Source organism: Streptomyces sp. NPDC030183 (genome assembly GCF_055573455.1).
Genome location: NZ_JBVIBK010000020.1, coordinates 179989 through 191973 on the forward strand (window position 1 = coordinate 179989; position 11985 = coordinate 191973).

At 70.4% G+C, this 11985-nt stretch carries 12 protein-coding genes; 3 read left to right on the plus strand and 9 right to left on the minus strand.

Features of this window, described 5'->3' with window-relative positions; translation table 11 throughout:
- Nucleotides 1–126: 126 nt before the first annotated feature.
- The 3 genes from smc to ACZ4Z2_RS24580 form a co-directional block, all read right to left on the minus strand.
- Entirely contained in the window at nt 127–3741 is a 3615-nt protein-coding gene (smc, locus tag ACZ4Z2_RS24570; RefSeq protein ID WP_468078798.1) for a chromosome segregation protein SMC, read from the minus strand.
- A gap of 248 nt (nt 3742–3989) precedes the next feature.
- Nucleotides 3990–4193, minus strand: coding sequence for a hypothetical protein (locus ACZ4Z2_RS24575; protein ID WP_009327638.1), 204 nt, complete (start codon nt 4191–4193; stop codon nt 3990–3992).
- A gap of 399 nt (nt 4194–4592) precedes the next feature.
- Nucleotides 4593–4874: an acylphosphatase gene (locus ACZ4Z2_RS24580; RefSeq protein WP_468078799.1), complete on the minus strand. Its 282-nt coding sequence runs from the start codon at nt 4872–4874 to the stop codon at nt 4593–4595.
- Nucleotides 4875–5065: 191 nt separating this feature from the next.
- Here ACZ4Z2_RS24580 and ACZ4Z2_RS24585 point away from each other — a divergent pair, with 191 nt between their 5' ends.
- Together ACZ4Z2_RS24585 and ACZ4Z2_RS24590 are read left to right on the plus strand one after the other, a co-directional pair.
- A complete protein-coding gene (locus tag ACZ4Z2_RS24585) occupies nt 5066–6034 on the plus strand; it encodes a CAP domain-containing protein (protein WP_468078800.1) in 969 nt (322 codons plus the stop codon).
- Between the two features lie 446 nt (nt 6035–6480).
- Nucleotides 6481–6885 (plus strand): DUF6083 domain-containing protein, encoded by a 405-nt coding sequence (locus ACZ4Z2_RS24590; protein WP_468078801.1) that lies wholly within the window; start codon nt 6481–6483, stop codon nt 6883–6885.
- Nucleotides 6886–6966: 81 nt separating this feature from the next.
- Here ACZ4Z2_RS24590 and ACZ4Z2_RS24595 read toward each other — a convergent pair whose 3' ends face one another.
- Complete coding sequence (locus ACZ4Z2_RS24595; RefSeq protein ID WP_468078802.1) at nt 6967–7170, minus strand: hypothetical protein; 204 nt, start codon at nt 7168–7170, stop codon at nt 6967–6969.
- A gap of 175 nt (nt 7171–7345) precedes the next feature.
- Between ACZ4Z2_RS24595 and ACZ4Z2_RS24600 the strand changes: the two genes are divergently transcribed.
- Nucleotides 7346–7786 carry a winged helix-turn-helix transcriptional regulator gene (locus ACZ4Z2_RS24600; RefSeq protein WP_468078803.1) on the plus strand — a complete coding sequence of 147 codons (441 nt, stop codon included), beginning with the start codon at nt 7346–7348 and terminating at the stop codon, nt 7784–7786.
- Here the strand turns inward: ACZ4Z2_RS24600 and mutM are convergent.
- From mutM to ACZ4Z2_RS24625, 5 genes are all read right to left on the minus strand, one after another.
- Nucleotides 7759–8619, minus strand: coding sequence for a bifunctional DNA-formamidopyrimidine glycosylase/DNA-(apurinic or apyrimidinic site) lyase (gene mutM / locus ACZ4Z2_RS24605; protein ID WP_468078804.1), 861 nt, complete (start codon nt 8617–8619; stop codon nt 7759–7761). The genes ACZ4Z2_RS24600 and mutM overlap by 28 nt on opposite strands.
- A 176-nt stretch (nt 8620–8795) precedes the next feature.
- Nucleotides 8796–9638 (minus strand): ribonuclease III, encoded by an 843-nt coding sequence (rnc, locus tag ACZ4Z2_RS24610; protein WP_468078805.1) that lies wholly within the window; start codon nt 9636–9638, stop codon nt 8796–8798.
- Nucleotides 9639–9657: 19 nt separating this feature from the next.
- Complete coding sequence (gene rpmF, locus ACZ4Z2_RS24615) at nt 9658–9831, minus strand: 50S ribosomal protein L32 (protein ID WP_003951102.1); 174 nt, start codon at nt 9829–9831, stop codon at nt 9658–9660.
- A 2-nt stretch (nt 9832–9833) separates the two neighbouring features.
- Nucleotides 9834–10487, minus strand: coding sequence for a YceD family protein (locus ACZ4Z2_RS24620; RefSeq protein ID WP_468078806.1), 654 nt, complete (start codon nt 10485–10487; stop codon nt 9834–9836).
- A 150-nt stretch (nt 10488–10637) separates the two neighbouring features.
- Nucleotides 10638–11732 carry a cell division initiation protein gene (locus ACZ4Z2_RS24625; protein ID WP_468078816.1) on the minus strand — a complete coding sequence of 365 codons (1095 nt, stop codon included), beginning with the start codon at nt 11730–11732 and terminating at the stop codon, nt 10638–10640.
- Nucleotides 11733–11985: the final 253 nt, after the last annotated feature.

Below are 11985 nucleotides of genomic sequence, written 5' to 3' on the forward strand. Positions count from 1 at the left end.
CCGAGCAGGATTGATTGAGGAGATTGAGTTCAAGTATTGAAGAAATCGCAACTATGGCAAGGCAACAGAGTTAGGGGCCCGAGGCAACCACGCGCTCGGACCCCGTCTACCCCGCCTCGAAAACGGTTAACGCAGTCGCTGGCTGATGACCTTCGACACACCGTCGCCCTGCATGGACACGCCGTACAGCGCGTCGGCCACCTCCATCGTCCGCTTCTGGTGCGTGATCACGATGAGCTGGGACGCCTCCTGCAGCTCCTGCATGATGCGGATCAGCCGCTGGAGATTGGTGTCGTCGAGCGCCGCCTCGACCTCGTCCATCACATAGAACGGGCTGGGCCGCGCCTTGAAGATCGACACCAGCATGGCGACGGCCGTCAGCGAGCGCTCGCCGCCGGACAGCAGTGACAGCCGCTTGACCTTCTTGCCGGGCGGGCGGGCCTCGACGTCCACCCCGGTGGTGAGCATGTTGTCGGGATCGGTGAGCACCAGCCGTCCCTCGCCGCCCGGGAAGAGCCGGCTGAAGACGCCCTCGAACTCCCGCGCGGTGTCCCAGTACGCCTCGGTGAACACCTGCTCGACGCGCTCGTCGACCTCCTTCACCACCTGGAGCAGATCGGCACGGGTCTTCTTCAGGTCGTCCAGCTGCTCACTGAGGAACTTGTGCCGTTCCTCCAGGGCCGCGAACTCCTCCAGAGCCAGCGGATTGACCTTGCCGAGCTGCTGGTACGCCCGCTCGGCCGCCCTGAGCCGCTTCTCCTGCTCGGCGCGGTGGAAGGTCCTGGGCTGGTTGCGGGGATGCTCCGGGTCGTCCGGCAGCACCTCGCCCTCGGCGGGCGGTGACGGCGGTACGAGCTGGTCGGGCCCGTACTCGGCGACCAGGCCCTCCGGTTCGACGCCCAGCTCCTCCAGCGCCTTGGTCTCCAGTTGCTCTATCCGCAGCCGCTTCTCGGCGCCGAGCACCTCGCCCCGGTGCACCGAGTCGGTCAGCTTGTCCAGCTCGGCCTTGAGATCGCGCCCCTCGGTGCGCGCCTGCGCCAGCTCCTGCTCCCGGCGCGCCTTGGCGGCGTCGGCGGCGGCGCGTTCCTCCTCGGCCCGGACCAGCGAGACCTCGACGTGCGCGAGGAGCTGCCGGGCACCGGAGGCGACGGCCTCGGCCACGGCCGCCTCGTGCCGCAGCCGCGCCCTGCGCTGCTCGGCCCTGGTCCGCGCGTCGCGCTCGGCGCGCGCGGCCCGGTCGAGCGAGTCGGCCCGCCCGGCCAGTCCCTTGACCCGCTCCTCGTGCGTGCGCACCTGGAGCCGGGCCTCCATCTCGGTCTGCCGCGCGTTGGCCCCGTCCGCCGCGAGCCGGTCCCGTACGGAGGTGTCGGGCTCCTCCTCGACGGGCATCTCCTCGGCCACGGCCAGCCGTTCGGCCAGTTCCTCGGCTTCCTCGACGGCCCTGTCGAGCGCCTCCTGGGCCCGGGCGGCCGCGGCGGTGGACCGCTCGGCCTCCCCCGCGGCGCCCCGCGCCTGCCCGGCGAGCCGCCCGAGCTGCTGAGCCACCGCCGACTTCTCCCGCTCGGCCGCCCGGCGCCGCTCCCCCAGCTCCTCCACGAGCGCGGCCCGCTCCCGGCGCAGCTCGACCGCGGCCTGCTGGGCCTCGGCCAGCTCCTCGCACCGCACAGCCAGCTCCTCCAGCTCCGCCGCCGCCTCGTCGACGGATGCCTGCACCTCCAGGAGGCTGGGCGCGCCCGCGGAGCCGCCGTGCGCGAAGTGGGCGCCGAGCACGTCGCCCTCGGCGGTGACGGCGGTGAGGTCGGGGCGCGCGTAGACGAGGTCCTCGGCGTCCTCCAGGGTGCCGACCACGACGACGCCGTGGAGCAGACGGTGCACGGCGGGCATGAGGTCGGAGGGGCCCCGGACGAGGTCGGCGGCGAAGCGACCCGACGGGGGTGGCGCAGGGGGGCGGCCGTGGTCCGCCCGGGCGTCCGGGCCCATCGCGCCGGTCCCCGCGCTCCCCGGGGCACAGTCGTCCTCCGGTGATCCCGCCAGCAGCAGGGCCGCGCGGCCCGCGTCCTGCTTGCGCAGCAGCCGGATGGCCTCGGCGGCGGAGGCGGGGCTGGTCACGGCGATCGCGTCGGCCGCCGCGCCGAACGCGGCCGCCAGGGCGACCTCGTGGCCGGGAGTCACCGTCAGCAGTTCCGCGGCCGGGCCCAGCAGGCCGCCGAGCCGGTCCTTCGCGGCGAGCAGGGCACCCGTGCCGTCCTTGCGGCGCAGGCCCAGGGCGAGGGCCTCGTGGCGGGCCTGGGTGGCGGCGCGCCGGCGCTCGGCGGCGGTGGTGGCCTCGCGGGCGGCGGTGAGGGCGGACTCCGCCTCGGCGAGGGCGTGTCTGGCCGCCTCGTGCCGCTCGGCGAGTTCGGTGTCGTCGGCGTCGAGGCCGTCGACCTCGGCCTTCAGCGCCTCGTACTCCTCCTGGGCGGCGACGGCACGTTCCTGGGCCTCGTCGCGGGCGGCGGCGAGACGGTCGATCTCGGCCCGTGCGGAGGCGGCGCGGGAGCGGGCGGCGTTGACCTGGCCGCCCAGGCGGGCGAGGCTCTCGCGGCGGTCGGCGATGGAGCGGGCGACGTCCTTCAGCCGCCGTTCCTCGGCGGCCAGTTCCCGTTCCAGGTCGGCCCGGTGGGCGACCGTGTCCTCCAGGGCGCGCTCGGCGGCTTCGAGGGCCGCTTCGAGCTCGGCTTCCTGTTCGCGGATGCGGGCGGCCTCGCGCTCCATGTCCTCGGGGTCGCGACCGCGCCGCTCCTCGGGCGGGGCGGAGGTGGCGCTCTTGACGCGGGCGTCGGCGAGGGAGATCGTGCCGCGCACCCGCTCGGCGAGCTGCGACAGCTCGTACCAGGTCTCCTGGGCCCGCTGGAGGCGCGGGGTGAGCCGGCGTACCTCGTCCTCCAGGAGCGCCTCCCGCTGGAGCGCCCGCTTCAGTTCGGTCTCGGCGGCCTCCTTGCGCTGCTTGAGCGCGGCCTCGTCGGCGATCTCGTTCCTGAGCGCCTGGCGCAGGCGGACGAGGTCGTCGGCGAGGAGGCGGAGGCGGGCGTCGCGGAGGTCGGCCTGGATGACGGCGGCACGGCGGGCGACGGCGGCCTGGCGGCCGAGGGGCTTGAGCTGGCGGCGGAGTTCGTCGGTGAGGTCCTGGACGCGGGCCAGGTTGGCCTGCATGGCGTCCAGCTTCCGCAGCGCCTTCTCCTTGCGCTTGCGGTGCTTGAGGACGCCGGCGGCCTCCTCGATGAAGGCGCGGCGGCCCATGGGATCGGCGTGCAGCACGGAGTCGAGCTGGCCCTGGCCGACGATGACGTGCATCTCGCGGCCGATGCCGGAGTCGGACAGCAGTTCCTGGATGTCGAGGAGACGGCAGGTGTCGCCGTTGATCTGGTACTCGCTGCCGCCGTTGCGGAACATGATCCGCGTGATGGTGACCTCGGAGTACTCGATGGGGAGGGCCCCGTCGGAGTTGTCGATGGTCAGGGACACCTCGGCGCGGCCGAGCGGGGGCCGCCCGGTGGTGCCGGCGAAGATGACGTCCTCCATCTTGCCGCCGCGCAGCGACTTCGCGCCCTGCTCGCCCATGACCCAGCTGAGGGCGTCCACGACGTTGGACTTGCCCGAGCCGTTCGGTCCCACGACGCAGGTGATGCCCGGCTCGAACCGGAGCGTGGTGGCCGAGGCGAACGACTTGAACCCGCGGAGGGTCAGGGCCTTGAGGTGCACGGCGCTGGACTTTACCTCTCGGCCTTGTCTCACTCCATGAGCGCGCGGTTTCGCCCATGAACGCGCAGGGCACATCAGACGTTAAGAGTGAGGGGGAACACACTGAAGCGCGGGGGACGCGGAAAGAAAGCGCGGGGGAAGAAAGAAGGGACGCCTCAGGGAAGGCGTCCCTTGCAGATCTGACAACTTAGCGGTTGATACGGGCAGCCCAACCACTGCTGTCGTAGTGGTGCGATGCGATGCAGTGATCAGGTGAGCGCAGGCTCCGCCTGGTGTGCGTCGATGCTCTCCATAAGCGAGTCGTGAGAAGCGGCAGCCGTCAGTGCGTCGTTCTCAGCCTGGATCCGTACGAGCTCTGATTCCAGGTCCTGGACGCGCTGCTGGAGCCGTCGCATCTCGGCGAGGAGTCGCGGGTCGGAGCCGCCGACGTAACCGAGAAGCGCCTTTGCCATGATGGATGGTCCTCCACAATGAGTGACCGACCGAGCCGGTGTGGGTCGTGAGGGAATCGCACCCGTGGTGCTTGGCACTGTTGAGTTTTTGCTGCCGTTCTCCATGCCAAACAGCTAAGGTGCGCGGGGCTTTCAGCGTCTCACCAAAAAGTTTGACGGTCAACACGATCACGCCCCGTATCGGCGGGCATCCCGGTGGCGCGCGGCCCTGAACGGGCGGCGCTGCGGCGTTTCCGGGGCCCCTCCTTGCCGTGGGGGCGAAGGGATCATCGTTGTCGCGGAGCTTGCCATGACGACGCTTTCTTGGCAACCACCTGCACATTTCTGTTCTGTACATGCACCTGGCATATGCCGGTGGCGCACCCGGGCCCGCGCGACCGCCGCGCCCCACGGCCACCCTCAGCGGATGGCGAAGCCGTCGTAGCCGCCCCTGGGTGTGTCCCAGATCTCGGTGACGCCGTCCACGCGCCCGGGCGTGTCGTCACTCTGGAGCCACTCCAGCAGCCCTTGACACGCCGTCCGAGGGCCCTCGGCGACCACCTGCACCCGTCCGTCGGCCAAATTGAGAGCAAAACCACTCAGGCCCCCGATCTCCAGGGCCCTGGCCCGGGTGAACCAGCGGAAACCCACACCTTGCACCCGTCCGCGCACCCAGGCGACCAGTCGTACATCCTCGCTCATGAGTGCACGCTAACGGGCCAATGTCTCCTGGGTCTCACCCTCCCCTGGCGCCATGCTGTACCGTCCCCACCCAATGAATCTCATATGAAACTCACTCCTTCGTGTGAGGTTCGTGAAGACGACGATCACAACGTTGACAGCACGCCCCAACGTTGTCGCAGGGACACCGCAAGGACGAGGAAGGCCAGGACATGGGACGCCACCGACGCTCCGCCGCCGGCCGCGCCGCCAGGGGCCGCGCCACCGGGGTCACGAACACGGGTTTCGCCGAGGAGCCGCACTACGGCCCCGAGAACCTGTACGGGTTCGCCGCGGTCCTGGAGGCCGACGCCCAGGCCGCGTCGCGCGGGGGCGGTTCGCGTCGTCGTAAGAAGAAGGCCGCGACGCCCGTGAAGACGGGCCTGCTCGGCGTCTCCGCGGCCGTCGCGATCGGCACCGCCGCGGTGGCCACCGGGGTCCTGCCGGGCGGCGACAAGTACACGGTGAGCGGCGGCAGCAGCAACGACGCCGTGGTGCCCGCGGGCTCGCCCACGGGGGCGCCCGCCCAGCAGGGCGGCACGGACGGCGCCGCGCAGCAGCGCGAGGACCAGTCCACCAGCCGCGACGCCGAGCGCGACGCCTCGCCGTCGGCGACGCCGTCGCCGTCGAAGACGCCGTCCGAGAAGCCCGACGAGAAGAAGCCGGAAAAGGACTCGGGCTCGAAGAAGACCAAGGAGCCGTCCGCCAAGCCGCCTCAGAAGAAGGAGGAGAAGAACACTCCTCCCGGGGGGCAGATCTCCGCGGAGTCCCAGGCCGAGGCCGCCGTGCTCCAGCTGGTCAACCAGGAGCGGGCCAAGGCGGGCTGCGGTCCCGTGGCGGCGGACAGCTCGCTGGCGAAGCTGGCGGAGGCGTTCAGCGAGGACATGGCGCTGCGGAGCTTCTTCGACCACACCAACCCCGACGGCGACGACCCCTGGGACCGGGCCGCCGCTCTCGGGATCACGGGGCTCGGCGGCGAGAACATAGCCCGTGGCCAGGCCACCGCCGAGGCGGTCATGGAGGCGTGGATGAACAGCCCCGGCCACCGCGCGAACATCCTGAACTGCGACTTCAAGACACTGGGCGTGGGTGTGCATCTGGGCGACGGCGGCCCGTGGTGGACGCAGGACTTCGGCTACTGAGATAGCCGCAGGTCAGACCCTTATTCAGCTTCCTGGGCCGTCTCGGGGCCGTCACCCGCGGGTTCGCCGTGCCCGAAGACGGCGTCAACGGCAGCCTTGGTGCGGGTCTCGCTCGACGCTCTCTCCGGCTCTGGCCGCGCCCGCGCTCCTGCCTTCGGCCCGCTCGGCGCAACCGATGCCGACGCGCGCCCACACGTGGGCAGGGCCGAGGGCCAAGGGTGCCGGCCGTGAGTGGCTGGTGCGGGGGCTCCCGTCCCGTCTGTCGACGGCAGACGGGATGGACGCTGGGGAGGTGGTGGGTTGAGGCAGTTGGTTGAGTAATCGCCAAAAGAGGCCAAATCGCGACCTACTACGATCCCGCCAGGTTCGCTCACACTCGAACAATGGGGGCGATTCGGGACCGTGATCAGCTCACATGCGATCGCTGCGAGGAGACCGATCTCACGGTGCGTGAGCGCGGGCGGCTCCGCCTCATGGCCCGCCTCTGCGAGCGGTGCTGGAACACCCTCGCCAACGAGATGGCTCTGGCCGAGGGAGCCACGGCCCCGCCCAGGCCCCAGCCCGACCCCGATGACGTGAACTGGATCGAACCGCCGGTTTGCCCCGAATGTGGCGCCTTGGTCCGCATCTATCCCACGAACTACGACCGGTGGGTCAGTCTCGCCATGGTGGAGTTGCCCGCCAAGGACGTCCCGGAGCCCTTCCGGTGGCGTCTGACGATACTTCCGGACCGCTCCCCCGTCCCTACGGACATCGTGGCCGTACGGGTCCGTGGAATCGATCCGCTACCGAGCGAACCCGTCGTACCGGCCCACCGCATGATGTGCGTACCCGAGTGGGGCGAGCCGTAGAGCGCGGCAGAGAACACGTGGCGACTCGCCAGGTCAGACCCGGTCCGCATACGCGATCTTCCAAACCAGCTACCCGGCCGATCAGGAGTAGAAGCCCCGGCCGTACTCCTCGGGACCGACGGTGAAGTCGTCCGGACGATCACGGCGGAGTTCCTCATACCGTGCCGCGAACACATCGATGGCTTCATGAAGTGTGCAACCCCGCGTTTCACGGATCGCCATGATCGCAAAAATGATCCTCTGATCGAGGATGTCGCGGTCTACGCTCGCCGGCAGTGCGGTCACGGGTCCTCCGAAGTCGCTGTACAGCAGCGGAGTACAGCAACCCCACAGACCGCAGTCAACCGAGTAAGACCCCGCCACCCTTGCTGAACAGGCTCGCCTCTACCGATCAGACAGAGCGCTAACCATGAGTTAGTGCAACCTTATGGTTAGCGCTGCTTCAGAGTATTCTCGGCGTATGGAATCAGCCGCGCAGACCGCCGTGACGCCCGCGCAGGCCACCGCGGGGGCGGACGGCCGGGACGTCGACGACCTGGCCTTCGACGTCTTCGCCAGGAGCTGCCCGTCCCGGCGCACGCTGGAGCATGTCACCGGCCGCTGGGGTGCCCTCACGCTGGGCGCGCTGCACGAGGGGTCGCTGCGCTTCAACGAACTGCGGCGGCGCGTCGACGGCGTCAGCGAGAAGATGCTCTCCCAGACCCTGCACGCGCTGGAGCGCGACGGGCTGGTCCACCGCGAGGCCCAGCCCACCAATCCGCCCCGCGTCGACTACACCCTCACCCCGCTCGGCCATGAGGTCTCCGAGCGTCTGCTCTCCCTCATCACTTGCGTGGAGGAACGGATGGAGGACGTGCTGCGGGCCCGGGCGCGCTACGACGAGACCCGCGGGGCCCGCTGACACGTCGGGCAGAAGTAGCTGGAGCGGTTCATCCAGGGCCGCCGCCGCATGGGGGTGCCGCAGCGGCGACAGGGCAGCCCCTCACGCCCGTACGCGTCCAGGGAGCGGTCGAAGTACCCCGACTCGCCGTTGACGTTGACGTAGAGGCTGTCGAAGCTCGTGCCGCCCACCGCGAGGGCCGCGTTCATCACGTCCCTCACGTGGCCGAGGAGTTCGTTGGTGCGGGGGCGGGTGAAGCCGGCGGTCGGGCGCTCGTAGTGGATCCGCGCCCGCCAAAGCGCCTCGTCGGCGTAGATGTTGCCTACGCCGCTGATCAACGACTGGTCGAGCAGGGCCCGTTTGATGGTAGTCCGCTTCCGGCGCAGCGCCTGGTGGAACGCCTCCGCGTCGAACAGCGGGTCCAGGGGGTCGCGGGCGATGTGGGCGATGACGTCCGGCAGGCCGTCGGGGCTGGTGTCGTGCAACGACAGGCCGCCGAAGGTGCGTTGGTCGACGAAGCGGAGTTCGGTGCCCAGGTCGTCCGCGAAGCGGACCCGGATCCTGAGGTGCTTCTCCTCGGCCGCTTCGTGCGGCTGCACGAGCAGTTGACCGCTCATACCGAGGTGGGCGAGGACTGCGGTCCCGGTGTCCGCGACGGGCAGCCAGAGGTACTTGCCGCGCCGGCTGGGCTCACCGATGCGGTGTCCCTTGAGCCGGTGCGCGAAGTCCTCGGGGCCCGCCAGGTGCCGCCGGATCGCCCGAGGGTGCAGCACCTCGACATCGGCGACGGTCCGCTGGGCGACCCACCGCTGGAGACCCCGCCGGACCACCTCGACCTCGGGCAGTTCTGGCACGGGGTCCTCCGGAGGATGAGCCGAGAGCGGGCTGGGTTGTCGTCGTGGGGCTGCTGCGGGTGCTCTGTGGTTGCTCGCGCCCGGGACGGACCCGCACGCGACGACGTACGGAAGCCGCCCCCTCACCCCGGCGGGGGTGCGGGGGCGGCAGCCCCCGACGAGGGGGCACCGGAGTTTCAGGCCGACGCGGCGTCCGAGGGCGCGCCCTCGGTCTCGGCAGCCCGCGCCGCGGCGGACGCGGCCTCCGCCGCCTCCGTCGCTTCGGCGGCCGCCTTCGCCCGCTCGTCCGCCGCCGCGCGGATCGCGCGCCAGGCGGACTCGGCCGCCTGCTGCTCCGCTTCCTTCTTGCTGCGGCCGGTGCCGGTGCCGTACGAGACGCCTCCGACGCGGGCGGCAGCGGTGAAGGTCTTCTCGTGGTCGGGGCCGGTCTCCGTGACCAGGTACTCGGGCACGCCGAGCCCCTCGGTCGCGGTGAGTTCCTGGAGACTGGTCTTCCAGTCCAGGCCGGCACCGAGGTTCGAGGACTTCTCGATCAGCGGGTCGAACAGGCGGTGCACCAGCTCCGCCGCCGAGTCCAGGCCCTGGTCGAGATAGACCGCACCGATCACCGCTTCGAGGGTGTCGGCGAGGATGGACGCCTTGTCCCGGCCGCCTGTGCCCTCTTCACCGCGGCCGAGCCGGATGAAGGAGCCGAGGTCGAGCCCGCGGCCCACCTCCGCCAGCGCACGAGAGTTGACCACCGCGGCCCGCAGCTTGGCCAGCTGGCCTTCGGGCAGGTCGGGGTGGGTGCGGTACAGCGTGTCCGTGACCACGAGGCCGAGGACGGAGTCACCGAGGAACTCCAGGCGCTCGTTCGTGGGCAGACCGCCGTTCTCGTACGCGTACGAACGGTGGGTGAGTGCGCGCACCAGAAGGGCGGACTCGAGCTTGTAGCCGAGCCGCCCTTCCAGAAGCGTGTGGGACGAGGCTGTGGTGTCCGCCTTTTTCTTGGCGTTGGTCTCCGCCTTGGCGTCAGACATGGAGCCTCTCACCAGCCGCTCAGACCTCGAGGACCTGGCGCTTGTTGTAGGTGCCGCAAGACGGGCACGCGATGTGCTGCTGCTTGGGCTCGTGGCAGCGCTCGCACGCAACCAGGGTGGGGACCGCAGCCTTCCACTGCGACCGGCGGTGGCGCGTGTTGCTGCGCGACATCTTCCGCTTCGGAACAGCCACGGCTACTTCTCCTGCTTCTCGTCGGCGCGTGCTGACTGAGGCGCGCCGCCGCTCATCTCGTCCTTCTCGCCATCTTCGAGTGAACCGGCGAGTCCCTGCAGTGCCGCCCAACGGATGTCGACGGCGTCATGGTGGTGGTCCGGGTCGTCCGCGAGCCGGGCTCCGCATTCGGAACACAGGCCGGGGCAGTCGTCCTGGCACACCGGCTGCATCGGCAGTGCGAGCACCACCGCGTCACGCAGCACGGGCTCGAGGTCGAACAGGCCGTCCTCGAGGAAGAGCCTGTCCTCGTCGTCCTCGGCGTCGGTGTCGGGCTCCGCGATCACGCGGCCCCGCTCGTCGGCGTCGGGGTACGAGAACATCTCCTGGAAGTCCGCTTCGAGCTCCAGCTCCAGCGGCTCCAGACACCTTACGCACTCCCCCTCGGCCTTGGCACGGGCGGTGCCTGTGACGAGCACCCCTTCCATGACCGACTCCAGGCGGAGTTCGAGTTCCACCGGGGCGCCTTCCGGCACTCCGATGACGCTCTTGATCCCCAGATCCTTGGGAGCGTCGACCGAACGCGTCAGGCGCTGCATCGCACCCGGCCGCCGGCCCAGCTCGTGCGTGTCGAACACGAGGGGGTTGCGGTGGTCGAGACGGGCGTTCACAGCCATGACAACTTTCGGTCTTCGAATTCCAGGGGAGGGCGCCGCTCCGGTGTTCCGGGCAGCGCACGATCGCGGGCGTCTTCCGCGGACAGCATGAACGCACGCGCGACCGAAGAGCCAGGATACTGGACCTTTCGCCATCGGCCCAATCCGCTGTCAGCGGCCCTGTTCGTAGCGGCGCAGCTGCTCCGCGGTGATCATGGTGGTGTCGAAGAGACTTGTCTCGTCGAGCGTGTTCGCCGGGGGCTGCTCGTACCCCTGACGCCCCTGTTGCTCCTGGTGCTGCTGGTTCGGGTGCTGCTGGTCCAGGTGCTGCTGGTTCGGGTCGTACGAGGGCTGCTGCGGGTAGCTCACGGCGTACGGGTCGGCCTGCTGGTAGCCGTAGGGGTCCGCCTGCTGGGGCTGGCCGTACTGCTGCTGGTAGCCGCCGTACTGGTCCTGGTGGTAGGCCGTCGCCCCGTACGCGTCCTGCTGCGGGGCGTACGGCGACTGCTCCTGGCCCGAGCGGGACTGGTCGGCGGGGCTCTGCGAGAGGGCGGCCAGCTCGGCCAGGTAGTCGGCGTCGCTGGTGGGCGTCGGGGAGGTGCCGTCGTCGTTCAGGGCGAGGGCGCCGAGGTCGTCGGTGGCGATCCGGCCGTGGAGCTTCTGACGGCCGCGGCCGACGGCCTCCAGGGTCTTGGCGAGGACGGCTTCGAAGGCGCCGAGCTTGGCGTCCACGTAGGCGTCCGCGTCACGGCGGAGGGTCTCGGGGTCGTGGCTGCGCTCGGGGGCGTCCTCGTCCTCGTGACCCCGGTCGTCGACGCCTGGGCCGGTGCCGAGGAGCTTCTCGCGGCCGCGGCCGACCGAGCCGAGGGTCTTGGTGAGCACGACCTCGAAGTTGGCGAGCTTGGAGTCGACGTAGTCGTCGGCCTCGGCGCGGATGTCCTCGGCCTCCTGGCGGGCCTCGGCGAGGATGCGGTCGGCCTCGTTCCGGGAGCGGCGGGCGACCTCGGTGTCGGAGATCAGGGAGCCGCGTTCGGCGTGGGCCGACTCGATGATCCGCTCGGCCTCCTGGCGGGCCCGCTCGACCATGTGGTCGCGGTCCCCGATCAACTCCTGCGCCTGGGCGAGGGAGTCGGGCAGGGCCGCGCGCACCTCTTCGAGCAGCGAGAGCAGTTCGGCGCGGTTGACCACGCACGAGGCCGACATGGGCATGGATCGGGCGCCGGAGACCACCGAGACGATCTCGTCGAGCTTCTTCTGCACGTCCACCGTGTGGTCCACCGTGTGCTCGCCACTCTCTACAGCTGTGTTGGAGACGGTCGGATCGACTGTACGGCCAGTGGAGGACCCTCGGACACCGGGTGGCGCGGACCGGCCCGCTCACGTCGTCGGGACCAGGGTCTCTCGTTTGGATCATGCCGACGTCGGGCTAGGCCCTGTCGTCAAATTCCCACCTACCCCGCGACGCCATGCACGCGCTCTCGACGCACCGGGCCCCGACCCGAGTACGTCCAGTACACGG

Excerpts from the sequence above, each read along its gene's own strand:
- ACZ4Z2_RS24575 (WP_009327638.1), bottom strand. The coding sequence starts at position 4,193 with ATGGCAAAGGCGCTTCTCGGTTACGTCGGCGGCTCCGACCCGCGACTC.
- ACZ4Z2_RS24580 (WP_468078799.1), bottom strand. The coding sequence starts at position 4,874 with ATGAGCGAGGATGTACGACTGGTCGCCTGGGTGCGCGGACGGGTGCAA.
- ACZ4Z2_RS24585 (WP_468078800.1), top strand. The coding sequence starts at position 5,066 with ATGGGACGCCACCGACGCTCCGCCGCCGGCCGCGCCGCCAGGGGCCGC.
- ACZ4Z2_RS24600 (WP_468078803.1), top strand. The coding sequence starts at position 7,346 with ATGGAATCAGCCGCGCAGACCGCCGTGACGCCCGCGCAGGCCACCGCG.
- rnc (WP_468078805.1), bottom strand. The coding sequence starts at position 9,638 with ATGTCTGACGCCAAGGCGGAGACCAACGCCAAGAAAAAGGCGGACACC.
- ACZ4Z2_RS24620 (WP_468078806.1), bottom strand. The coding sequence starts at position 10,487 with ATGGCTGTGAACGCCCGTCTCGACCACCGCAACCCCCTCGTGTTCGAC.